The sequence below is a fragment of the Pseudomonas canadensis genome (assembly GCF_000503215.1).
GTDB classification, from domain to species: Bacteria; Pseudomonadota; Gammaproteobacteria; order Pseudomonadales; family Pseudomonadaceae; genus Aquipseudomonas; species Aquipseudomonas canadensis.
The window spans coordinates 1,002,465-1,024,200 of the sequence record NZ_AYTD01000013.1; the positions used below are offsets into that span (position 1 = coordinate 1,002,465).

23 protein-coding genes and 1 pseudogene are annotated in these 21,736 nt (G+C 60.8%); 8 read left to right on the forward strand and 16 right to left on the reverse strand.

Going from position 1 to position 21,736, the window contains the following annotated elements:
• Nucleotides 1–15 precede the first annotated feature (15 nt).
• From rlmD to U367_RS1000000132375, 5 genes and pseudogenes are all read right to left on the reverse strand, one after another.
• The gene (gene rlmD / locus U367_RS0113505) at nt 16–1,368 is read right to left on the reverse strand and encodes a 23S rRNA (uracil(1939)-C(5))-methyltransferase RlmD (protein WP_028617378.1); all 1,353 of its coding nucleotides are present in this window, start codon (nt 1,366–1,368) and stop codon (nt 16–18) included.
• The gene (gene cysM / locus U367_RS0113510) at nt 1,368–2,270 is read right to left on the reverse strand and encodes a cysteine synthase CysM (RefSeq protein ID WP_028617379.1); all 903 of its coding nucleotides are present in this window, start codon (nt 2,268–2,270) and stop codon (nt 1,368–1,370) included. The genes rlmD and cysM overlap by 1 nt, the downstream gene beginning before the upstream one ends.
• A 111-nt stretch (nt 2,271–2,381) precedes the next feature.
• Nucleotides 2,382–2,978 (reverse strand): tRNA-uridine aminocarboxypropyltransferase, encoded by a 597-nt coding sequence (locus tag U367_RS0113515; protein ID WP_028617380.1) that lies wholly within the window; start codon nt 2,976–2,978, stop codon nt 2,382–2,384.
• A gap of 6 nt (nt 2,979–2,984) precedes the next feature.
• Nucleotides 2,985–3,878 carry a LysR family transcriptional regulator gene (locus U367_RS0113520; protein WP_028617381.1) on the reverse strand — a complete coding sequence of 298 codons (894 nt, stop codon included), beginning with the start codon at nt 3,876–3,878 and terminating at the stop codon, nt 2,985–2,987.
• An 8-nt stretch (nt 3,879–3,886) separates the two neighbouring features.
• A pseudogene (locus U367_RS1000000132375) lies at nt 3,887–3,988 on the reverse strand (outer membrane lipoprotein carrier protein LolA); the annotation flags it as partial.
• 134 nt (nt 3,989–4,122) lie between these two features.
• Between U367_RS1000000132375 and speB the strand changes: the two are divergent.
• Genes speB through U367_RS0113540 form a run of 4 tightly spaced genes read left to right on the forward strand, consistent with a single transcriptional unit; the run spans nt 4,123 to nt 8,457 of the window.
• Entirely contained in the window at nt 4,123–5,085 is a 963-nt protein-coding gene (gene speB / locus U367_RS0113525; protein WP_028617382.1) for an agmatinase, read from the forward strand.
• Nucleotides 5,085–5,507: a YybH family protein gene (locus U367_RS0113530; protein ID WP_028617383.1), complete on the forward strand. Its 423-nt coding sequence runs from the start codon at nt 5,085–5,087 to the stop codon at nt 5,505–5,507. Before speB ends, U367_RS0113530 begins: the two co-directional genes overlap by 1 nt.
• 21 nt (nt 5,508–5,528) lie before the next feature.
• A complete protein-coding gene (locus tag U367_RS0113535; protein ID WP_028617384.1) occupies nt 5,529–7,040 on the forward strand; it encodes a purine-cytosine permease family protein in 1,512 nt (503 codons plus the stop codon).
• A gap of 34 nt (nt 7,041–7,074) precedes the next feature.
• Entirely contained in the window at nt 7,075–8,457 is a 1,383-nt protein-coding gene (locus U367_RS0113540; protein WP_028617385.1) for a sodium:solute symporter, read from the forward strand.
• Between the two features lie 443 nt (nt 8,458–8,900).
• On the opposite strand, the gene U367_RS0113550 is transcribed toward U367_RS0113540, so the two are convergent.
• From U367_RS0113550 to ptrR, 3 genes are all read right to left on the reverse strand, one after another.
• Complete coding sequence (locus U367_RS0113550) at nt 8,901–9,503, reverse strand: peptidoglycan recognition protein family protein (protein WP_028617386.1); 603 nt, start codon at nt 9,501–9,503, stop codon at nt 8,901–8,903.
• 234 nt (nt 9,504–9,737) lie between these two features.
• The gene (locus U367_RS1000000132535) at nt 9,738–9,860 is read right to left on the reverse strand and encodes a PA1414 family protein (protein ID WP_003193089.1); all 123 of its coding nucleotides are present in this window, start codon (nt 9,858–9,860) and stop codon (nt 9,738–9,740) included.
• 142 nt (nt 9,861–10,002) lie between these two features.
• A complete protein-coding gene (ptrR, locus tag U367_RS0113560) occupies nt 10,003–10,896 on the reverse strand; it encodes a putrescine utilization regulator PtrR (protein WP_028617387.1) in 894 nt (297 codons plus the stop codon).
• Nucleotides 10,897–10,999: 103 nt separating this feature from the next.
• On the opposite strand from ptrR, the gene U367_RS0113565 reads away from it, so the two are divergent.
• Entirely contained in the window at nt 11,000–12,208 is a 1,209-nt protein-coding gene (locus tag U367_RS0113565) for an MFS transporter (RefSeq protein WP_028617388.1), read from the forward strand.
• Here U367_RS0113565 and U367_RS0113570 read toward each other — a convergent pair.
• From U367_RS0113570 to U367_RS0113580, 3 genes are all read right to left on the reverse strand, one after another.
• A complete protein-coding gene (locus tag U367_RS0113570; protein WP_028617389.1) occupies nt 12,120–13,562 on the reverse strand; it encodes an NCS1 family nucleobase:cation symporter-1 in 1,443 nt (480 codons plus the stop codon). The two genes, U367_RS0113565 and U367_RS0113570, sit on opposite strands and share 89 nt — an antisense overlap.
• 199 nt (nt 13,563–13,761) lie before the next feature.
• A complete protein-coding gene (locus U367_RS0113575; RefSeq protein ID WP_028617390.1) occupies nt 13,762–14,160 on the reverse strand; it encodes a DUF2177 family protein in 399 nt (132 codons plus the stop codon).
• Between the two features lie 52 nt (nt 14,161–14,212).
• A complete protein-coding gene (locus U367_RS0113580) occupies nt 14,213–15,049 on the reverse strand; it encodes a CvfB family protein (protein WP_028617391.1) in 837 nt (278 codons plus the stop codon).
• 311 nt (nt 15,050–15,360) lie between these two features.
• On the opposite strand from U367_RS0113580, the gene U367_RS0113585 reads away from it, so the two are divergent.
• The 3 genes from U367_RS0113585 to U367_RS0113595 all read left to right on the forward strand — a co-directional run bounded on the left by U367_RS0113585 (nt 15,361) and on the right by U367_RS0113595 (nt 17,401).
• Nucleotides 15,361–15,540: a hypothetical protein gene (locus tag U367_RS0113585; RefSeq protein ID WP_003193095.1), complete on the forward strand. Its 180-nt coding sequence runs from the start codon at nt 15,361–15,363 to the stop codon at nt 15,538–15,540.
• A gap of 206 nt (nt 15,541–15,746) precedes the next feature.
• Nucleotides 15,747–16,469 (forward strand): TorF family putative porin, encoded by a 723-nt coding sequence (locus U367_RS0113590; protein WP_028617392.1) that lies wholly within the window; start codon nt 15,747–15,749, stop codon nt 16,467–16,469.
• 65 nt (nt 16,470–16,534) lie between these two features.
• Nucleotides 16,535–17,401 (forward strand): DUF6279 family lipoprotein, encoded by an 867-nt coding sequence (locus U367_RS0113595; RefSeq protein ID WP_028617393.1) that lies wholly within the window; start codon nt 16,535–16,537, stop codon nt 17,399–17,401.
• Here U367_RS0113595 and copD read toward each other — a convergent pair.
• From copD to U367_RS0113620, 5 genes are all read right to left on the reverse strand, one after another.
• Complete coding sequence (gene copD / locus U367_RS0113600) at nt 17,398–18,252, reverse strand: copper homeostasis membrane protein CopD (protein WP_028617394.1); 855 nt, start codon at nt 18,250–18,252, stop codon at nt 17,398–17,400. The two genes, U367_RS0113595 and copD, sit on opposite strands and share 4 nt — an antisense overlap.
• Nucleotides 18,249–18,635, reverse strand: a complete 387-nt coding sequence (copC, locus tag U367_RS0113605) for a copper homeostasis periplasmic binding protein CopC (protein ID WP_028617395.1) — start codon at nt 18,633–18,635, stop codon at nt 18,249–18,251. Before copC ends, copD begins: the two co-directional genes overlap by 4 nt.
• Nucleotides 18,636–18,685: 50 nt before the next feature.
• Nucleotides 18,686–19,498 carry a copper resistance protein B gene (locus U367_RS0113610; protein WP_028617396.1) on the reverse strand — a complete coding sequence of 271 codons (813 nt, stop codon included), beginning with the start codon at nt 19,496–19,498 and terminating at the stop codon, nt 18,686–18,688.
• Between the two features lie 10 nt (nt 19,499–19,508).
• Nucleotides 19,509–21,206 carry a copper resistance system multicopper oxidase gene (locus U367_RS0113615; protein ID WP_028617397.1) on the reverse strand — a complete coding sequence of 566 codons (1,698 nt, stop codon included), beginning with the start codon at nt 21,204–21,206 and terminating at the stop codon, nt 19,509–19,511.
• Nucleotides 21,207–21,333: 127 nt separating this feature from the next.
• Entirely contained in the window at nt 21,334–21,723 is a 390-nt protein-coding gene (locus tag U367_RS0113620) for a hypothetical protein (RefSeq protein ID WP_028617398.1), read from the reverse strand.
• Between the last annotated feature and the right edge of the window lie 13 nt (nt 21,724–21,736).

Consider the following 21,736-nt stretch of genomic DNA (forward strand, 5'->3'; position numbering starts at 1 on the left):
GATTAAACGGGCATCCTAGCCCGCTTCAAATAACGCCATCGCCTCGACATGCGCGGTTTGCGGAAACATGTCGAGGATCCCGGCACGTTTTAGCCGGTAGCCTTGCTTGACCAACTCAACTGTATCCCGCGCCAGCGTGGCCGGGTTGCAGGACACATACACCAGACGCTTGGCTCCCAGGGTCGCGAGCTTGCGCACAACCTCCAGGGCACCATCACGGGGTGGGTCCAAGAGTACCGCAGAAAAGCCCTGTTTGGCCCATTCCGCGTCAGTCAAAGGCTGGGACAAATCGGCCTGAAAAAACTGCGCATTATGCAAATCGTTGCTGACAGCGTTGACGGCCGCGCGGTCCACCATGGTCTGCACGCCTTCCACCGCCACCACTTCACGCACTTGGCGCGCCAGTGGCAGGGCGAAGTTGCCCAGGCCGCAAAACAGGTCCAGCACCCGTTCGTCGGGTTGTGGCGCCAGCCATTCCAAGGCCTGGGCGACCATAGCCTCGTTGACCCCGGCGTTGACCTGCACAAAATCGCCAGGTCGGTATGCCAGCTCCAGACCCCACTGTTCCAATCGAAAACCCAAGACTGAATCGACTTCGACCGGCTCAGGTTGCCCCTCGCCATGCAGCCACAATTGGGCTTCATGGAAGGCGCAGAATTCCTTCAACACCTGCAGATCCGCTTCCGACAACGGCGCCATGTGCCGCAGCAACACGGCGATGGACGTACCGCTGAACAACTCCACATGCCCCAAGGCCTGCGGTTTGCTCAAGCGCCGCAACATATTCGGCAGGCGCTGCATGATCGGTTGCAAGGCCTGTACCAGCACTGGGCAATCGTCGATGGCAACGATGTCCTGGCTGGCCACGGCGCGAAAACCTACTTCCAGCTGCTTCGCCTTGGCATCCCAGCGCACGGCGACACGGGCGCGGCGACGGTAGCCGAACTCCGGCCCACTCAACGGTGCGGCCCACTCTTGCGGTTCGACACCGGCCACACGGGACAGTTGCTCGGCGAGCATGCGCTGTTTCAGGGCAAGTTGTTCGCCGTGGGGCAAATGCTGCACGCTGCAACCGCCACAGCGGCCAACATGGGCGCACGGCGCCGGGCGGCGCAGTTCGCTGGCCTTGAACACGCGCTCGGTGCGCGCCTCGACGATCTTGCCGTGAGCCCCCAACACTCGCGCTTCAACTTCTTCGCCGGCCAGCGCGCCATTCACGAACCAGGTGCGGCCTTCAAAGAACACAATGCCCCTGCCGTCATTGGCCAGGCGCTCGATGGTCAGGCGTTGTTTCTTGCCCACAGGGATTTGCGGGGCCCGGCTGCCGCCCGTCGGTTGGAAGCGCAGGCCTCTCTCGTGCTTGGCCATCAGTTGGGTTCGTCGAAGATGCCGGTCGACAGGTAGCGGTCGCCTCGGTCACAGATGATCGCGACGATCACCGCGTTTTCCACTTCTTGGGACAAGCGCAACATGCCGGCCACCGCGCCCCCGGACGACACGCCGCAGAAAATACCTTCTTCACGGGCCAGGCGGCGGGTGGTGTCTTCGGCTTCACGCTGAGCCATGTCGATGATGCGGTCCACGCGAGTCGAATTGTAAATCTTCGGCAGATACTCTTCGGGCCAGCGGCGGATACCGGGAATGGCCGAGCCTTCCATCGGTTGCAGGCCGACGATCTGGATCGCCGGGTTCTGCTCCTTCAGGTAGCGGGAGTTGCCCATGATGGTGCCGGTGGTGCCCATGGAGCTGACGAAATGGGTGATCGTACCCTGGGTCTGGCGCCAGATTTCCGGGCCGGTGGTGGTGTAGTGCGCCTCCGGGTTGTCACCGTTGGCGAACTGATCCAGCACCAGGCCACGGCCTTCGGCGGCCATGCGCTCGGCCAGGTCCCGTGCGCCTTCCATGCCCTCTTCCTGGGTCACCAGGATCAGTTGGGCGCCGTAGGCGGTCATCGCCGCCTTGCGTTCGGCGCTGCCGTTGTCGGGCATGATCAGGATCATCTTGTAGCCCTTGATCGCGGCGGCCATGGCCAGGGCGATCCCGGTGTTACCCGAAGTGGCTTCGATCAGGGTGTCGCCGGGCTTGATCTGCCCGCGCAGCTCGGCGCGGGTGATCATCGACAGCGCCGGGCGGTCCTTTACGGAACCGGCCGGGTTGTTCCCTTCGAGCTTGAGCAACAGGGTATTGCTGGTTTCACCCGCCATGCGTTGCAAGCGGACCAGGGGCGTGTTGCCGACGCAATCGGCGATTGTAGGGTACTGCAAGGTCATGGCGTATTCGCAATCCAGACTGCGGGGGCGAACATCATACCGGGAAAGGCCGGCGGGCCATATCACGCAAAGTGCGGACCTTATGGCTAAAAGGAATAAGCCACCGAATGGTCACCGCTGTCCATGGTTGCGCTGGAACACGTCAGGCCCCATCGCCGCAATCTGGCCGTCGATCAACGCATCGAAGGGTTTGAGCAAGGGTGCAAACGAAGCTGGCGATTCCAGGACCTCCAGCGCCTGCACAATCGCCTCCACTGTCGACAGCGCACCGGGGCCGGGGGCCTTGCGCAACCGATAACGGGACACCGCACTGTCGGCCAACGCGACCCTTGGCAACGCCGCCAATAGCGGGTTGAGGTGCAAAAGCTTGCGCGCCTTGCGCCAAGTGCCGTCGGGAACCACCAGCAGCAGCGGCTGATCTTCGGGCGCGTACACCTTTAATGGCTGGGCGTCGTCAGCCGGAAACAGCAACCGAGCCTGGTAACCGGGCACGTTCAACAACGTCGGCAAGTCTTCAAACACCTCCCCTACTACCAACTGCGCGTTGTTCAAACCCAACGCCGCCAGCCGTGCGGTATTCAACGCATGGTTGACCTCGCTCGGGTGCTGCAACAGCAACACCCGCGTGCGACTGTCGAGATTGGGGATCAACGCGCACAGACAGTGGGCGACAGGCCTGAGGCAACGGGAACATTGGGGTCTGGACATGGTTTATCAGGCCTGGTTGAGCTGGGCTTTGAGTAAGTCGCGGAAGGTCTGGATCAGCGGTTCGCGGCTGCGGCCTCGACGCATGATCATCGAGAACGGCGCCTGATAGCCGAAGGTCGCCGGCAGCAACACACGCAGGTCGCCCTTATCGGCCCAGGCCTGGGCATAGTGCTCGGGCAGGTAGCCGATGTAGGCGCCGGACAGCACCAGGATCAGCTGCGCCTCCATACTCTCCACGGTGGCTGCGCTGTGCTTGAAGCCGTGGCGTGCCAACTCGGCCTGGCTCCAATAGCCGCGACCGACCATCCGTTGCTGCGTGATCACCTGCTCGGGAATGCGCCGTTCATTGAATAAAGGATGCCGCGTGCTGCAATACAGCCAGTGCTGCTCGCGGTACAACGGCATGTAGATCAGCCCGCTCATGCGGTTGGAAAACGCGCCGATGGCCAAGTCCAGGCGGTTGTCCTGCACGCCCAGTTGCAGCTCATAAGGGCTCATCACCGACAGATGCAAGTGCACCGCCGGGTGTTCCAGGCTGTAGGCGCCGATCACTTCGGCGAAGGGCAACGCTTTGTCGCTAACCGTGGAGTCCAGCACACCCAGTTTCAGCGTGCCGCGCAACTCGCCCTTCAACGCGGCGGCGTATTGCTCGAAACCTTCCAGCTCGCCCAGCAGACGCAAGGTCTCTTGATGAAACAATTCGCCTTTGCTGGTGAGGCTGAACCCACCACGCCCGCGATGACACAGCACCAGGCCCAACGCCGCTTCCAGCTGGCTCATGTACGTGCTGATGGCCGATGTGGACAGGTTGAGTTCGTGCTGGGCATTGGCAAACCCCTGATGCCGCACGACGCTGACGAAGATGCGCAGGAGTTTCAGGTCGGGCAAGGCGTTGGCCATGAGGCCTCCAAAAACGCGGTAATTGTAGGAGCGAGCTTGCTCGCGAAAAACCTGAGAGCGCCGTGTAGAACCAGATGCGCTGCGTCATCGTTGACGGTTTTCGCGAGCAAGCTCGCTCCTACAAAGGTTGGGACCAGTTTACCTCAGGCAATAGTTTAGAAAAATCTGAACTAAGTATTTGCCCCTGCCGATTCTTTCGTTTCCATGTATTTCGCAGAATCGGCCCCTAACAAACAAAACAACGATGAGGCAACCCCTGTACAATATTTTCCACCAACCACTGGGCGGCAACGAAATGCCGCGCTTCGCCGGCATCGCCACCATGATGCGTCTTCCCCACCTGCAAACGGCCAAGGGCCTGGACGCCGCCTTTGTCGGCGTGCCCCTGGACATCGGCACCTCGCTGCGCGCCGGCACCCGCTTCGGGCCGCGTGAAATCCGCGCCGAATCCGTGATGATCCGCCCTTACAACATGGCCACCGGCGCCGCGCCGTTCGACTCGCTGTCGGTGGCCGACATCGGCGACGTGGCGATCAACACCTTCAACCTGCTCGACGCCGTGCGCATCATCGAAGAAGCCTACGACGAGATTCTCGAACACGACGTGATCCCGCTGACCCTGGGCGGCGACCACACCATCACGCTGCCGATCCTGCGGGCGATCCACAAGAAACACGGCAAGGTCGGGCTGGTGCACATCGATGCCCACGCCGACGTCAACGACCATATGTTCGGCGAGAAAATCGCCCACGGCACCACCTTCCGCCGCGCGGTAGAAGAAGGTTTGCTCGATTGCGACCGTGTGGTACAGATCGGCCTGCGCGCCCAGGGCTACACCGCCGAAGACTTCAACTGGAGCCGTAAACAGGGCTTCCGTGTGGTTCAGGCAGAAGAATGCTGGCACCACTCCCTCGCGCCGTTGATGGCCGAAGTGCGTGAAAAAGTCGGCGGCGGCCCGGTGTACCTGAGCTTTGACATCGACGGCATCGACCCCGCCTGGGCTCCGGGCACCGGCACTCCGGAAATCGGAGGGCTGACCACCATCCAGGCCATCGAAATCATCCGTGGCTGCCAGGGCCTCGACCTGATTGGTTGCGACCTGGTAGAAGTTTCGCCGCCTTACGACACCACCGGCAACACCTCGCTATTGGGCGCCAACTTGCTGTACGAGATGCTCTGCGTGCTGCCTGGCGTGGCACATCGCTGATGAGCGCCCACGAAGTACTGCAAGCCGCCGCCGACCTGGTGGCGGCCTTCGCCCGCAATGACCGCGCCGCCTACTTCGGCGCGTTCACGGCGGACGCCAGCTTCGTGTTCTACACCCTGCCCCAACCGCTGCTCAGTCGCGACGCCTACCAGGCGTTGTGGGACAGCTGGCGCCGGGATGAGGGATTCGAGGTGCTGTCCTGCACCTCGAGCAACGCCTTTGTCAGCCTGCAAGGTGACGTGGCGATTTTCATGCATGACGTGGCCACCGAGCTGCGCATGAACGGGGAGCAATTCAAAAGCCAGGAACGCGAGACCATTGTCTTCAAACGGCAAGGGCTTGGCGCAGAACAACAAGAAGGCCTGTGGCTGGCCTGTCACGAACATTTGTCCGCTATGACGGAAGGGCTGCCGCCCCCTTAGCCAATGTGATCGGAGCAGATCATGAATAATAAAAACAACGATAAAAGTATTCGCAAGATAGAAACCAACGGGGTCGAACAGATCCCGGACCACGAACGTACCGCCGGCCCCAAGGATCTGTTCCGACTGATCTTCGGCGGTGCCAATACCTTTGCCACCGCCGTGCTGGGTTCTTTCCCCGTACTGTTCGGTTTGTCGTTCCAGGCGGGTGTCTGGGCGATTGTGCTGGGCGTGCTGGTGGGTGCGCTGATCCTGGCGCCCATGGGCCTGTTCGGGCCGATCAATGGCACCAACAACGCCGTGTCTTCAGGTGCGCACTTTGGTGTGCACGGGCGGATTGTCGGCTCGTTTCTCTCGCTGCTGACGGCGATTGCCTTCTTCTCACTGTCGGTGTGGAGTTCAGGCGACGCGCTGGTGGGCGGTGCGAAACGTCTGATTGGCTTGCCGGAAACCGACCTGAGCCTGGGCCTGGCCTACGGCGTGTTCGCGATCCTGGTGCTGACCGTGTGCATCTACGGTTTTCGCTTCATGCTGTGGGTCAATCGCATTGCGGTGTGGGCCGCGAGCCTGCTGTTCCTGCTGGGGATCTTCGCGTTCGCGCCGGCCTTCGACAGCCACTTCGCCGGCACTGTCGCCCTGGGTCAGACCGGCTTCTGGGCGGCGTTCATCGGCGCTGCATTGGTCGCCATGAGCAACCCGATTTCCTTCGGCGCGTTCTTGGGTGACTGGTCGCGCTACATCCCGCGTGAGACGCCGAAAATACGCATCATGCTGGCGGTGATCCTGGCGCAAATCGCGACCTTGATCCCCTTCCTGTTCGGCTTGGCCACCGCGACCATCGTGGCGATCAAGGCACCGGACTACATCGCAGCCAACAACTATGTCGGCGGTTTGCTGGCGGTGGCACCGAGCTGGTTCTTTCTGCCGGTGTGCCTGATCGCCGTGATCGGCGGTATGTCTACCGGCACTACTTCGCTGTATGGCACCGGGTTGGACATGTCCAGCGTGTTTCCACGCCTGCTGTCGCGGGTCAAGGCCACGTTGCTGATCGGGGTGATGTCGATTGCCTTCATCTTTATCGGACGTTTCGCCGCCAACCTGGTGCAGAGCGTATCGACCTTCGCCGTGCTGATCATTACCTGCACCACACCGTGGATGGTGATGATGATCATCGGCCTGATCGTGCGTCGCGGCTTCTATTGCCCGGATGACCTGCAGGTGTTCACGCGTGGTGAAACCGGCGGCCGCTACTGGTTCAGCCATGGTTGGAACTGGCGCGGGCTGGGGGCCTGGATCCCGAGTGCGCTGGTGGGCCTGTGCTTCGTCAACCTGCCGGGGCAGTTTGTCGGGCCGCTGGGCAATCTGGCGGACGGCATTGATATCAGCCTGCCGGTGACGCTGGGGCTGGCCTCGGTGGTGTACCTGACCTTGCTTCGGGTGTTCCCGGAACCGGCGGCTGTTTATGGGCCGGCCGACTCTCGCAGCAAGCGCACGGATGCGCGCGTTAAACCGGCGCTGCAACAAGCCGCCTGATCCTCATAAAAAAGATAATCGGAGAACCGCCGTCATGGCTTTGGATTTATTCGTCGTACTCATCTACGCCGCCGGCATGCTCGTGCTCGGCTACTACGGCATGCGCCGCGCCAAGACCCACGAAGACTACCTGGTGGCCGGGCGCAACCTGGGCCCGTCGTTGTACATGGGCACCATGGCCGCCACGGTATTGGGCGGTGCGTCCACCGTCGGCACCGTGCGGCTGGGCTACGTGCATGGCATCTCCGGCTTCTGGCTGTGTGCCGCGCTGGGCATGGGCATCATCGCGCTGAACCTGTTCCTGGCCAAGCCACTGTTGAAACTGAAGATCTTCACCGTGACCCAGGTGCTGGAAAAACGCTACAACCCGATGGCCCGCCAGGCCAGCGCCGTGATCATGCTGGCCTACGCGCTGATGATCGGCGTGACCTCGATCCTCGCCATCGGCACCGTGCTGCAAGTGCTGTTCGGCCTGCCGTTCTGGATCTCGGTACTGCTCGGCGGTGGCGTGGTGGTGGTGTACTCCACCATCGGCGGCATGTGGTCGCTGACCCTCACTGACATCGTGCAGTTCGTGATCAAGACCGTCGGCCTGATGTTCATCCTGCTGCCGATCTGCCTGTACCGCGTCGGCGGCTGGGACGAACTGGTGGCCAAGCTGCCCGCATCGAGCTTCAGCTTCACCGCGATCGGTTGGGACACGATCATCACCTACTTCATGATCTACTTCTTCGGCATCCTGATCGGCCAGGACATCTGGCAACGGGTGTTCACCGCCCGTGACGAAAAGGTCGCCAAGTACGCAGGCACTTTCGCCGGTTTCTACTGCATCCTCTACGGCCTGGCCTGTGCATTGATCGGCATGGCCGCCCATGTGCTGATCCCGGACCTGGATAACGTCAACAATGCGTTTGCCGCTATTGTGAAAGTGTCGCTGCCGGACGGCATCCGCGGCCTGGTGATTGCCGCGGCACTGGCCGCGATGATGTCCACCGCCAGCGCCGGCTTGCTCGCCGCCTCCACCGTACTGACCGAAGACCTGCTGCCGCGCCTGCGTGGCGGCAAGCAGTCGAGCCTGGCCATCAACCGCCTGTTCACGATGCTGACCGGTATTGCCGTGCTAGGTATCGCACTGGTGGTGAGCGATGTGATCAGCGCCTTGACCCTGGCCTACAACCTGTTGGTGGGCGGTATGTTGATCCCGCTGATCGGCGCGATCTTCTGGAAACGCGCGACCACCTCGGGCGCCATTACGTCCATGACCCTCGGCTTTGTGACGGCGTTGGTGTTCATGATCAAGGATGGCTTGGATGCGAACACGCCGATCTATTACAGCCTGGCGATTGGGCTGGTGAGTTTTGTGGTGGTGAGTTTGCTGTCGCGTCGGCCAGAGGGTGTGGCGGCCAACGCGGTTTAAGATACAAAGAGGTTTAGAGCGGTTTCTTCAGCGGGCGCGACGTCGGATGTCGTGCCCGTTTTTTTACTCAGCATTCCGGCTGACTTCTTCAAACAAATCTGCGCAAGATTTACAGCCAAAATACTGCTCGGTTATAGGGCATTCGATTTCCCCTGTCGCCCCCGCCCTCACCCGCCAAGTACACACTTTGCCGCGATACTTTAGTGTGCCTTCAAGATAACAAGGTGCCCAGTCGTACTCGTCATGCAGCGTGCGTGCGTCAATAGGTTCAGCGCGCTTGAAGAAGGACGCGACTTGTCGCTCATCCAACGTAACGTCGCTGGGTCGACAGCGCTCCGGTTCTTCGGAGTGAAAACCCGAGATAGCGATGTTGTCGATATCTGGAGCGGAAGCCGCGCACCCGGCGAGTATCCCCCACATGCCCAACAACCCTCGCCGCAGGTTCATTGCCACACCGCGCTGCTGGCTTCACCCGGATGTTTGTAGGAGATTTGCGGATGCGTGTAGACGTCCTCCGGTGTCAGGCGGAAATGGCCATACAACTCAGCCACCAACCACCGCAGGGATTGATTCTGTATAGCGGTCACGTCCTCGTAACGGGCAGCATCCAGATGCTTGCCGACCAGTTCAATTCCCAAAGAGTCCGCGTTCATCGGGTATCGCTCAGGGTAGTCCTTGGTGCGCTCATAGCGGTCCAGCGCTCGAATCTGCAAGGTCCAAGTGAGTGCCTGGATAGGTTGGATTTGAGCGGTATCGCACGTCGCCTTATCCGTTGCCAGGCACTTGGAGCGCAGGTAACGCCCAACGTGGTAACAGCGTTTTTTGAGGCTCGCCGTCTGATAGATCACGCCATTTTTCTCGATGAGAAAGTGCGCTCCATTGCCCTTGGCAACGTAAGCATTAAAGGTGTGTTGCGCCGTCGAAGCGTCCGTCTGGTGGACTACCAAAGCGCTCACGCTACGCAAATCCCCATGCTCAATCGTTGGAAACCGACGGAGTTCGACTCTGTCGGAAATCAACATGCCTTCGCTATCAATGCTCGACATTCCAATGCCCATTCATCCATGTGAAGGCAAAAATATAGAAGGACGAACCTGGAAAAGGGCACGGATGACAAAATAAGAAGAAGGTTCTGACAATGAGGCATGCCTCGTCAGGCAATTGCGGACACTAAGAAATTTACGGCGAATACAGCCTGATGACAGGGACCGAACACGCCCTGAAGAACGACCCGAGATACCAGCGCCCGCGCGATTCAATCACGTGAGCGCTTCCAGGACTTACCTGCGACGTGGGCGACGTTGCTCGTCATCGGTGCGAATCGGCACGGGTTGCAGTGGGGGCTCGATCAAGCCCAGTGCAACACCCAGATCATGGAGCCAGTTTTGAATTTTCTCTTTCATGGTTGCCCCCTTTGAGGGTAATGCTGGTAGGCGCAAGTTCTGTCGCCCTTTCCTACACTGATAGTAGCCCTAAGTCCTACGTAATGCTTGAACGAAACCACAACGAACTATTACTGAATTCATCAAAATCCTGACGGATCGTTCAAGCTATGGCGCGGGTGTCTTGCGGGACCGCAGTCTTGCTGGCTTGCTGCAGGTCGATCCATGCGTTGAGGTTAGCGCCGAGCATACCCTTTCGCCACATCAGCCAGGTGGTCGCAGTGGCAAAAGGCCCTGTCAGCGGATGAACGGACACGCTGCCCTTGCCTGGCAGGCTCTCAAGCATGGATTCGGACATCAACGCCACCCCGGAGCCAGCGATCACGCACGCCAGCATGCCCTGATAAGACTCGATCTCAATTGCCCGCCCCATGGCCACGCGCTCGTGGGAAAACCAGGTTTCCAGGCGCGTGCGATAGGCGCAACTGCGACGGAAGGTGAACACCGAGCGTCCCGCAACATCCTGGGGCCCTCGCACAGGCGGGTGGTCGGCCTCGCAAATAAGCACCAGGCGCTCTTCACACAGCGGCACACCGTCCAGGGAAGCGATGGTAATGGGGCCGTCCACAAATGCCGCATCCAGACGGCCAGTAATCAGGCCTTCGAGCAACTCACCGCTGGGCGCCGATTGCACCTGCAGATTCACCATCGGGTAAGCCTTGTGATAGCCCGCCAGCAGCTTCGGCAAATGCACCGCCGCCGTGCTGTACATGCTGCCTACCACAAAATCGCCGGCCGGTTGCCCGCCTTGCACCGCGCCGTGGGCTTCATCATGCAGGGCCAGCAGACGGGTGCTGTAGTCCAGCAACACCTTGCCGGCCGGAGACAGCTGCAAGCGCTGACGCTCGCGCACAAACAGCTCTACACCGAGCTGCTCCTCCATTTGCTTGAGGCGTGTCGACAGGTTCGACGGCACTCGATGCAAGCGGTCCGCCGCGCGCGTGATGGAGCCCTCTTCCGCCACCGCCTGGAAAATGCGCAATTGACTGAACTCCATACCTTTCTCCAAAACTGAACAAGTTACTCACTATTATTCATTTTTACAGAAAGTCAATCCGCTTTAGCCTGAGGGTATTCGTTTACCCGCAGGAAAACTGACCATGTCTCCATTAGTCCGCTTACTCGCCAGCTTTGTCGCCCTGATGATGGCGATGGGGATTGGCCGCTTCGCCCTCACCCCCCAAATGCCCCATCTGCTCAGTGAAGGGCAGATCGACCTGACCGGCGCCGGCCTGATCGCCGCCGCCAACTACCTGGGCTACTTCGTCGGCGCGGTGGATTCGATCTTCGCACGCAGCCACCACCATGTCCGTGGGCGCTTATATGGCGGGTTGTGGTTGTGTGTACTGCTGACGCTCGCGTCGTACTGGGCCCACGGGTTCTGGCCGCACCTGTTGCTGCGCTTTGGCACCGGGGTCGCGAGTGCCTGGGCCCTGGTGATGATCACCAGCCTGAGCCAGCCGCTGGCGATTGCCGCCGGGCGTGCGCGCATGGGTGCCTTGGTCTTTGCCGGACCGGGGCTGGGGATTTTGTTGACTGGCTTACTGGCGTTGGGATCGAACCTGATGGGGCAAAATTCGGGCACATTGTGGCTGGTGTATGGCGGGGTGGCGCTGGTGATGTTGCTGGCCATCTTGCCTTTCCTGCCGAAGCCCTCCGCCAGCGGCACGCCCGTTGTCGGCCAGACCGATGGTGGCAGCAACGGCAGCATCGCGCACTTGTGCTGGATCTATGTGCTGTATGGTCTTGGCTACATCATTCCGGCGACGTTCCTGTCGCAGATGGCCAGCGCGCAATTCAAGGGTGCCTGGCAAGCTGATCTGTTCTGGCCGTGCTTTGGCTTGGCCGCCGCGATTGGCGTGGTAGTGGCGACCCTGCGCCGCAAGGACCCAGACACCACTCGCCGCTGGCTGATGACTACATTGTGGCTGCAAGCGGCCGGGGTGTTTGCCTGCTTGCTGGGCAATGGCTGGGGCCTGGCACTGGGGGTGTTGCTGTGCGGCGGACCGTTCCTGGCTTGCATGCAGTTGGTGATGGCCCGCCTGCGGGACGTTGCCCCCCACGGCTATCAGCGCAGCACCGGACTGCTGACCGCCAGCTTCGCCATCGGCCAATTGAGCGGCCCGTTACTGGCCTCGGTCAGCAGCCATCTGAGTGGCGGGCTGCAACCGGCACTGGTAGTCGCCGGCGCCGGATTACTGGTGGCGGGCTCGATTCTGGTCAGCCGGCAACCAGCGGCGCAGGCACGCGCAGCTGTTCACGCCGCGCCAACACCAGGAAAAACAGCCCACCCAGGAAGCAGCCGGTAAACCAGGCGAAGTTGGCCATGCCCTGCAACGCCGGGATAAAGGTGATCGCGACGCCCACCAGCGTCGCGGGCACCAGCGCCTTGACCGCCGTCCAGTTCACGCCGCCGTCGAAGTAGTAGCGCCCGCTGGGGCTGTCATCGAACAACGCGTCCACATCGATCTGCTGTTTTTTGATCAGGTAGAAATCCACCAGCAGAATGCCGAACAGTGGCCCAATGAAGGCCGCGAGAATATCCAGGGTGTAGTGGATCATCAACGGGTTATTGAACAGGTTCCACGGTGTGATGAAGATCGACGCCACGGCGGCGATCATCCCGCCCGCGCGCCAGCTGATTTTGCTCGGCGCGACGTTGGCGAAGTCAAAGGCTGGGGACACGAAGTTGGCGACGATATTGATGCCGATGGTTGCGGTGACAAAAGCAAAGGCGCCCAGCAACACCGCCATGCTGTTATCGATGCGCGAAACCGTGGCGATCGGGTCATGCAGCATTTCGCCAAACACCGGCAAGGTGCCCGAGACTATCACCACGGTGACCAGGGAAAATGCCAGGAAATTCACCGGCAGCCCCCAGAAGTTGCCGCGCCGTACGTCCTGCATGCTGCGGCAGTAGCGGCTGAAGTCGCCGAAGTTCAGGGTCGGCCCGGAGAAGTACGACACCACCAACGCCGTCGCCACGATCACCTGACCGAATGCCTGCCAGCCCGACAGGGATTTTTCCGCCAGGGTGAAGCTGATGTTCGACCAGCCCGCCTTCCACACGATCCAACCCGCCAGGGCGAACATCACCGCATAGACCACCGGCCCGGCCCAATCGATAAAACGGCGGATGGACTCCATGCCGGCCCAGAACACCGCCGCTTGCAACAGCCACAGGCTGAGGAAACCAAACCAGCCAAGGTAAGACAAGCCCGCAAAATGCGGCTCCGCGTACACCGCCATCTGTGGGAAGAAACGCAGCACCACGATGATCAAGGCGCTCGACGCCAGGTACGTCTGAATCCCGTACCAGGCCACGGCGATCAAGCCGCGAATCACCGCAGGAATATTCGCGCCGAACACACCAAACGCCAGGCGACAGATCACGGGATAAGGCACAGCGGCTTGCTGACTCGGCTTGGCCACCAGGTTGGCGATCAGTTGCACAATGCAGATACCGGCGAGCAAGGCGATGAGTACTTGCCAACTGGCCAAGCCCAAGGCGAACAGGCTGGCGGCAAACACATAACCGCCGACGCTGTGCACGTCGCTCATCCAGAAAGCAAAGATGTTGTACCAGTTCCACTTTTGCGGCAGCGGGCCCAGGTCCTGGTTGTACAGGCGCGGGCTGTAGCCTTTGGGCAATTGTTCGGTCATCGCGGGGCTCCTCGAAATACCGGCCTGCGCTTCCGTCACGGGGATGCATACGAGAGGCGGCATGGTTTGTATACGAGGTGTTCAGCAGAATGCGTGCCAATTGAACGCAATCCCTCTGGAACGGTGTTCCAAAGGGAGGGGAGCAGGCGTGGACACAGGGCCTACGCTCAGTAACGGTGCACAATAATCCTGTACACAATCAGCGCTGCACTCGATGTGCACACAGATAGCCCACCGTGCAGCAGGCTGCGGTCAAGAAGGTGCCCCACGCCATGTCCATGACCGCCAACTGCGCAGACCATGCTTTCAGCGTGGCCCAGTTGCTCAAGTCATAGGTGCCGTAGGCGACCAGGCCCAATAAGGCACCCAGGCGTGCTGCGCGTTGCCAGCTTGCGCTGGGCAAGACCACTAACACCACGCAACCGAGCACGTAAAGGAGATAGAAGAATGTGGCGGGCAACAGACGGGGCTGGTCCAGCATCAGTGGACCCAGCAGGGATTTGTAGGTGGGGCCCATGAGGACACCGAGCCAGAGACCGTCCAGCACTAGGAAGGCGAGCAACGTGCCGAGGTAGGCGAGCAGCGATTTCTTGGTCATTGGTGCAGCCTCTGTAGACGCCGACGAGCGTCTACAGAAGAGCAAAGCGTGGTCAGCTTAGTTCAATGCGATCCGCGTGAATCACAATCTGGCCCTGCTTGTACAACGCACCAATGGCCTTCTTGAAGTTGCCCTTGCTCACGCCGAACAAGTTGCTGATCACCGCCGGATCACTCTTGTCGCTGACCGGCAAGCTGCCGTTGTTTTCACGCAACTTGGCGAGGATCTTCGAGTTGAGACTGGAGGCCGCTTCCTGGCCGACCGGCTGCAGGCTCAGGCTGATGTTGCCATCGGCGCGGATCTCTTTGATAAAGCCCTTCTCTTCTTTCCCTGGGCGCAGGAACTTGAACACTTCGTTCTTGTGGATCAGGCCCCAGTGCTTGTTGTTGATGATCGCCTTAAAGCCCATGTCAGTGGCTTCGGCCACCAGCAGGTCGACCTCCTGGCCCACCTGGTAGTTGGCAGGGGTCTTGTCCAGGTAGCGATCCAGGCGTGCAGTGGCGGTGATGCGCTTGGTGTGTTTGTCGAGGTAGACATGCACCACGCAGTATTCGCCTGCGGTCAACTGGCGCTTTTCTTCCGAATACGGCAGCAACAGGTCCTTGGGCAAACCCCAGTCGAGGAACACGCCAATGCTGTTGACTTCCACCACTTTCAAACTGGCGAATTCACCCACTTGAACTTTGGGCTTTTCAGTCGTGGCGATAAGTTTGTCATCGCTGTCCAGATAAATGAAAACGTTAAGCCAGTCTTCATCTTCACTAGGAATATCTTTGGGGATATACCGATTAGGCAAGAGGATTTCGCCATCTTGCGCACCGTCCAGGTACAAACCAAAGTTAGTGTGTTTAACCACTTGCAAGCTGTTGTAGCGCCCGACCAAAGCCATTTTCAATACCCTCATTACGTGGGCGGCATTCTACCCGAGTTGTGCGCGCCACGCGCGCGCGCCTGAAAAATCGCGGGTTGTCATGGCTCCGCCCCGCTCGTCTGATCAATCGACCCATTTTTTCCGCGCAGTCGGTCATGGATAGCTCCATGGTTTCGAGCTAAAACAGTAAGTTAGAGGATTATTTCAACGATGAACTTCGGCTATTCCCCATCGCGCCACTTATTCCCAGGGGATATTTGCCAAGCAATTGTCAAGTATTTCCTGTACGATGCCTGGCCAAGTTAATTTTCTACAGGTTAGTGGCCGCCATGCGCGTAAAAGCATCCAACAGCAAAGCAAAGCCAGCTCCCGCCGTTGAAACCAGCGAATCGATCAACAGCCAGATTGCTGCATTCCTCAAGTCCGGCGGCGAAATCCAGCAGATTGCCAAGGGCGTGAGCGGCCAGACTTTCGGCCCATCCAAGCAGATCAGCCTGGGTAAAAAGTAATACCGCGCAACACACCTGGTCCCTAAGCGTCTTGCCATCAAGGCGCTAGGACTAGAGCCCGAAATACCCTCTGCTGACCTTCATCATCGCGCTAATCGACGAACGGGCCTCACCGCCTGGCATTCGCCGGTATGCTTGCACACGTCTAGCACGGGCATCTGCCCGATTTTCTCCGTTACTGCTCCTCGCTTTTCATGGAGTGAAGCATGTTCAAACCCTGCATATTCCTGGTCGGCGCCCTGATTGCCAGCCCTCTCGCCGAAGCCCAGATCTTCCAGCGTGAATTGGGTGACTTCGACTTGAAATTGGGCACGACGCCCAGCCGCAGCATGGCCCAGGGCCTGGTCAAGCCAACGTCTCCCGGCAGCGATTCATTCCATGGTGGGCTGGACCTGAGCCACGACAGCGGCCTGTACTTCGGCCAGTTTTCACCGAACATGGGCCTGTCTTCGTCCAGCAACCTCGAAGTCGATTCCTACATGGGCTTCAAGCACCCCTTCGACCAGACGTTGGGCTACGAAGTGGGCCTGATCCACTACAGCTACCCCACGCTCAGCCCCCTCGACAGCCAGGAGTTCTACGGCGGCCTGAACCTGCTGGGCAATCGCTTCGGCGCCTCCTTCAGCAACGACCCGGACCGCCAGGACAGCACCCTGTTTGCCGACCTCGGCGGCACCCAGCCGTTCGGCATCGGCGTCAGCATGAAATACACCACTCATCAGTTGGGCACCCCGGTCGCGGTGGACGGAGGCTCCATTCGGACCTTCAGCGACTGGTCGGTGCAATTCTCCCGACAGTGGATGGGCGTGGACTTGAACCTGATCTACAGCGATTCCAGCCTCAGCGGCGGGGATTGCTCGGCCTATTCCGGACACAACTCGCAATGCGATGGCCTGTTGACGTTGAAGGCCGCACGGTCGTTTTATTGAGGGGCTGAACTGTCGCACCCGGCGCGGGTTCACATGTGATAACCCACTCTGCGAAGGACCCGCCCATGCTGCGTCGGCTCAAACTACTGGTGGTACTGCTGACCCTGAGCCTGGTGCTCACCGGTTGCAATCGCGTGGGCCTGGCCTATCGCAACCTCGACGTGATCATTCCCTGGACCCTCAATGACTACCTGGACATGAATGCCGGGCAGAAGAGTTGGTTCAACGACAAGCTCAAGGAACACCTGGCCTGGCATTGCACCACGCAATTGCCGGGTTACCTGGATTGGCTGGACCGCCTGCAACAGATGGCCAACGACAACCAGGTGACCGACGCCGCGCTCCAGGCCCGGACCACCGAGGCCAAACAGGCCATCGACGAAGTCGCCCGTGAGATCACGCCCTCCGCCATCGAACTGCTCCAAGGCCTGGACGACCAGCAGGTCAAGGAAATGAGCGACGCCCTGGCCAAGGACCTGCGCAAGCGCCAAGACGAATACCTCAAGCCGCCCCTGGCCCAGCAGATCAAGGACCGCGCCGAGCGCATGAGCAAACGCCTGGACGCCTGGATCGGCCCGCTCAGCGCCAGCCAGCAGAACCGGGTGACCGCCTGGTCCATCGCACTGGGCGAGCAGAACCATGAATGGATCGGCAACCGCGCCCGCTGGCAGGCGCAATTTATCGACGCCGTGCAACAGCGCAAAAACGCCGACTTCCCGCAGAAAATGCAGCAGTTGCTGGTGGACCGCGAAAACCTGTGGACCCCGCAATATCGCACCGCCTATGCACAGACGGAAGCCGCGGCCCGCAGCCTGATTGTCGACGTGATGGCCGAAAGCACTGTGCAGCAACGGCAGAAACTCACCCAGAAAATCGACAAGGTGCGCAGCGATTTCCAGGCGCTTAAATGCCTGAAGAGCGTGCAGCCCTAGCTGGGTGCCAAGGTCCCCAGCCAGGCCACAAGCCCCAGGATCAGCACCACCGCCCCGAACTCCAGGGTGATGCTGCGACGCAAGGCATTACGCGCCGCTCTGTGGTCACCCGCCGCGAGAGAGCGCTGAAGCAGGGGCGTCAAGTGCGAGCGATTGAGCGCCGCCAGCCCCAACATCAAGCCGAACACCCCCAACTTCAAGCACAACAGGATTGCGTAGACACCGCCGGTGATGCCGTCCAGGTTCGGCCCGACCACAAACAGATAATTCGCCACGCCCGTGCCGATCAGTACCGCGACGAAGACCACACCAACACGCTCGAAGCCCGCCAAGGCGTGTGCCAGCACCTGCACCGCCTGCTCAGACGCATTCGCCAGCATCAGCCCGAACGCCGCCAATGCCCCGACCCAGCCCGCCGCTGCCAGCAGATGCGCACTGTCGCTTAGCAGATGCCACTGCCCCAACGAGCCCTCATGCATCACGCCATGCCCGACCCACGCCAGCGTCACCAACGCGACACCGCCGAACACGGTGGCCAATCGGGTACTGAGCGCAACCAGCACCAGCGCCGCAATGCGCAACCACCACGTCCAGCCCAGCTCGGTCTGCCAGAGCATCATCTGCAGGTGCGTCCACAGTGTCGGCCAATCCTCGGCGCCGCTCATGGCCTGGGTCATGGACAGCAGCGACGCCAACGACAGCAGCAAACCCAGCGCCGCCAACCTGCGCAGCAGCGGTTTCAGATTCAGCAACTTGCTGTCTGCATACAGGCCAAACAGCCCCAGGCCGAATACCAGCATCAAGTCCAGATACAGCGCGAAACGCAGTAACACCGGGACCAGTTCACTCATGGCTGGACGCTGAACACCACGTTGCCAAGGATCGGGTGCGTGTCGGAAGACACGGCCCGCCAATCGACCCGATAGGTCCCGGTCATCAGTGTGGAGGCCGGCTTGATCAACATCACCTTAGGATCACTACTGGCCGCGACACTGGCCTTGACCGGCATCGGCGAATTGGGCATGCCGGGCATATCGGTCATGATCAGCTTGGCGCCGGAAAACTGCGTCAACAGGTTTTCCGAGAACCGCAGTTCAATGACTGCCGGTGCCGCGCCCTGGGCACCGGACGCTGGCGTGGACGACAACAACTTCGGATGGGCCGAGGCCGCCAGGCTGGCGATCACTCCGGCGCACAGCACAACGCCCGCCAGGGCGGTTTTAAACATCGACATGCAAGGCTCCAGGCCGCTCGTGGCGGCGAGTTATAGGAAAAATAGAAACGTCAGAACCACAGGCGCACACCCACGACCCAGCGCACCTGGTTCGTGTCTTCGCCGTCATCTCGGGCGTATTGCGCGGTTTGGCCGTAGCTGCGATTCCATGTCACGCCCACATAGGGCGCAAATTCGCGGTGCACTTCGTAACGCAGCCTCAGGCCCAGCTCACTGTCCGACAGGCCCGAACCAACGCCGCGCTGCGGATCGTTGCGCCCATAGAAGTTGAGTTCAGCGGTGGGCTGCAGGATCAGCCGATTGGTCAGCAGAATGTCGTAATCGCCCTCCAATCTCGCAGCAGTACGCCCTGCTTCACCGACAAAAACCGTGGCTTCGGCTTCAAAGTTGTAAAGAGCCATGCCCTGGGCCCCGAACGCCGCCCAGGTCTGGCCGTCCCCTGGCTTGAAGTCCTGGCGCACACCACCCACCAAGTCCCACCAGGGTGTGATGGCATGCCCCCACAACGCCTGGGCTTCGGCGCTTTCGGTGCGACCGGCACTGCGCTCGCCTTCACTGCGTAGCCACAGGCGATCGATATCGCCACCGACCCACCCCTTGATATCCCAATTCAGCGCGCCGTCGCCCTCGCCGCCCTGCCATTCCAACTGGTTGATCAGCAGCAGGGAATTGATGCCACTGTCGTGGACCCTGTGCCCACCAGCCGCGTTGTAGACCGCAGCGCGATCGGCGGCAGTCAACACGGGAATCGGTGTGCGACTCTCGGTGAGCGCCGGTGTCGCCGGGCTCATGCCCTGGAATTCGTCGGCCAGCGCCGATGGAGCGAACGCCAGCCCGATCAGGACAGTTAAAACACGGCTCATGCTCGCGTCCTCATTCATGCACGCGTACCTCACGGAACATGCCCATTTCCATGTGGTACAGCAGATGGCAGTGATAGGCCCAACGCCCCAACGCATCGGCAGTCACTCGGTAGCTGCGCCGTGAGCCCGGCGGCATGTCGATGGTGTGCTTGCGCACCTGGAACTGGCCGTTTTCGTCTTCCAGGTCACTCCACAGGCCGTGCAGGTGGATGGGATGACTCATCATGGTGTCGTTGACCAGCACCAGCCGAACTCGCTCGCCGTAGGCCAGCTGCAAGGGCTCGGCATCGGAAAACTTCACGCCATTGAACGACCAGGCGAACTTCTCCATATGTCCGGTGAGGTGCAGTTCAATGGTGCGGCTGGGATCGCGCCCGTCGGGGTCTTCGAAGGTGCTGCGCAAGTCGGCATACGTCAGGACGCGCCGGCCGTTGTTGCGCAGGCCGATACCGGGGTCATCGAGCTTGGGCACCGGGCTCATGGCCTGCATATCCACCAGCGGGTTGTCTTGCTCGCTGGCAGGATGGGCCTGCATCGACATGGCACTGTGATCCATGCCCGGCATATCCGCCATGGCACCGTGGTCCATGCCACCCATGCCCATGTCGTCCATGGTGATCCAGGGGCGCGGGTCCAGTGCCGGTACGGGGGCCGTCGCCCCGGTTTGTCGGGCAAGCGTGCCGCGGGCATAACCACTGCGGTCCATTGACTGGGCGAACAGCGTGTAAGCCTCGGCTGTCGGCTCGACCAGCACATCGAAGGTCTCCGCCACGGCGATACGGAACTCGTCGACGCTCACCGGCTGCACTGGCTGGCCATCGGCGGCAATCACGGTCATCTTCAGCCCCGGAATGCGCACATCGAAGTAGCTCATTGCCGAGCCGTTGATAACGCGCAACCGGATCGTCTCGCCAGCCTGAAACACACCGGTCCAGTTGCGCTCCGGCGGCTGGCCGTTGAGCAGGTAGGTGTAGGTCTCGCCGCTGACATCGGCCAAGTCCGTGGGGTTCATTTTCATCTGCGCCCACATCAGGCGATCGGCAATCGTGGCCGACCAGCCTTGCTTGCCCACATCCCGCACGAAGTCGCCCACGGTGGGCTTGTGCAGATTGTAGTAGTCGGACTGTTTCTTGAGGGTTTTCATCAAGGCGACCGGGTCTTCGTCGGTCCAGTCCGACAGCATCACCACGTAGTCGCGCTGGTAGGTGTAGGGCTCGGGCTCTCTCGGGTCGATCACCAGCGGGCCATACACGCCCTGCTGTTCCTGGAACCCGGAATGGCTGTGGTACCAGTAAGTGCCGTGCTGCTTGACCGTGAATTGGTAGACAAACACGCCACCCGGCTCGATGCCCTTGAAGCTCAAGCCCGGTACGCCGTCCATGTTCGACGGCAGGAGAATGCCGTGCCAGTGGATCGACGTCGGTCCGGCCAAGCGGTTCTTCACGCGCAAGGTCACGGTGTCGCCTTCGCGCCAGCGCAGCAGCGGGCCGGGCAAGCCGCCATTGATGGTCAGCGCCGTGCGGTGGCGGCCGGTGAGGTTGACGGGGGCCTGGTCGATGAACAGATCAAACTCGGTGCCGGCCAGCACCGTGGGCTGGCCGGGGCTGGTCAAGGCCCACACCGGGCTGCGCCAGAGGCCGAGCCCGCCCAGCAAGCCGCCGGCGGCCAAGCCTTTGACGAAGGTTCGTCGGGAGGTATTGGAGTGCATGCCGATTCAATTCCATGAGTTGAATGGCAGCAGAGTAGGCAGGGTCGGCTGTCAGCCAGCTTAGCGGCAGATTACCGATCTGACAGTTTCGCCCCGGCGTTACGAGCGTGCCGGGGCGTAATGGATATCAGGCGATCTGGGCCTTGGAGGCGACCTCGGCGAAGGTCGTCGGGTCCAGCGCGTCGGATTGCTCATCCAGCACCTGCCGTGGATGATCGTTGCCCGGAATCGAACTGTCGATCAGCGCCAGCAACTGCGCGCCCAGCGGGGTCAGGATGAAATTCTCGCCATTCCCGCCCTCATCTTCGGGGCGCGATTCGATAAAACCGCGCTTGAACAGCAGTGCTTCATAATCCGCAGCAGTCTTCTTGAGCGCGTCCAGGTTGCCGGTGGACTCGCCCGCCGTGGCCTTCTCGGCCGCTTCCTGCTCGGCGTATTTGCGCGGGGCGAAGCTGCCCTCGCCGTTCTGCACTTCATGCAGCAGACGTTCGATCAAATCCCAGTTGTAAGTCGTCATCCTGATTCCTCCT

Coding starts and splice junctions, on each gene's coding strand:
- U367_RS0113550 (WP_028617386.1), bottom strand. CDS start 9,503: ATGTCGAGCATTGATAGCGAAGGCATGTTGATTTCCGACAGAGTCGAA.
- U367_RS0113540 (WP_028617385.1), top strand. CDS start 7,075: ATGGCTTTGGATTTATTCGTCGTACTCATCTACGCCGCCGGCATGCTC.
- U367_RS0113575 (WP_028617390.1), bottom strand. CDS start 14,160: ATGACCAAGAAATCGCTGCTCGCCTACCTCGGCACGTTGCTCGCCTTC.
- U367_RS0113530 (WP_028617383.1), top strand. CDS start 5,085: ATGAGCGCCCACGAAGTACTGCAAGCCGCCGCCGACCTGGTGGCGGCC.
- speB (WP_028617382.1), top strand. CDS start 4,123: ATGAGGCAACCCCTGTACAATATTTTCCACCAACCACTGGGCGGCAAC.
- U367_RS1000000132535 (WP_003193089.1), bottom strand. CDS start 9,860: ATGAAAGAGAAAATTCAAAACTGGCTCCATGATCTGGGTGTTGCACTG.
- ptrR (WP_028617387.1), bottom strand. CDS start 10,896: ATGGAGTTCAGTCAATTGCGCATTTTCCAGGCGGTGGCGGAAGAGGGC.
- copC (WP_028617395.1), bottom strand. CDS start 18,635: ATGTCGATGTTTAAAACCGCCCTGGCGGGCGTTGTGCTGTGCGCCGGA.
- U367_RS0113585 (WP_003193095.1), top strand. CDS start 15,361: ATGCGCGTAAAAGCATCCAACAGCAAAGCAAAGCCAGCTCCCGCCGTT.
- U367_RS0113615 (WP_028617397.1), bottom strand. CDS start 21,206: ATGCACTCCAATACCTCCCGACGAACCTTCGTCAAAGGCTTGGCCGCC.
- U367_RS0113590 (WP_028617392.1), top strand. CDS start 15,747: ATGTTCAAACCCTGCATATTCCTGGTCGGCGCCCTGATTGCCAGCCCT.
- rlmD (WP_028617378.1), bottom strand. CDS start 1,368: ATGGCCAAGCACGAGAGAGGCCTGCGCTTCCAACCGACGGGCGGCAGC.
- U367_RS0113520 (WP_028617381.1), bottom strand. CDS start 3,878: ATGGCCAACGCCTTGCCCGACCTGAAACTCCTGCGCATCTTCGTCAGC.
- U367_RS0113595 (WP_028617393.1), top strand. CDS start 16,535: ATGCTGCGTCGGCTCAAACTACTGGTGGTACTGCTGACCCTGAGCCTG.
- cysM (WP_028617379.1), bottom strand. CDS start 2,270: ATGACCTTGCAGTACCCTACAATCGCCGATTGCGTCGGCAACACGCCC.
- U367_RS0113610 (WP_028617396.1), bottom strand. CDS start 19,498: ATGAGCCGTGTTTTAACTGTCCTGATCGGGCTGGCGTTCGCTCCATCG.
- U367_RS0113535 (WP_028617384.1), top strand. CDS start 5,529: ATGAATAATAAAAACAACGATAAAAGTATTCGCAAGATAGAAACCAAC.
- U367_RS0113620 (WP_028617398.1), bottom strand. CDS start 21,723: ATGACGACTTACAACTGGGATTTGATCGAACGTCTGCTGCATGAAGTG.
- U367_RS0113515 (WP_028617380.1), bottom strand. CDS start 2,978: ATGTCCAGACCCCAATGTTCCCGTTGCCTCAGGCCTGTCGCCCACTGT.
- U367_RS0113565 (WP_028617388.1), top strand. CDS start 11,000: ATGTCTCCATTAGTCCGCTTACTCGCCAGCTTTGTCGCCCTGATGATG.
- copD (WP_028617394.1), bottom strand. CDS start 18,252: ATGAGTGAACTGGTCCCGGTGTTACTGCGTTTCGCGCTGTATCTGGAC.
- U367_RS0113580 (WP_028617391.1), bottom strand. CDS start 15,049: ATGGCTTTGGTCGGGCGCTACAACAGCTTGCAAGTGGTTAAACACACT.
- U367_RS0113570 (WP_028617389.1), bottom strand. CDS start 13,562: ATGACCGAACAATTGCCCAAAGGCTACAGCCCGCGCCTGTACAACCAG.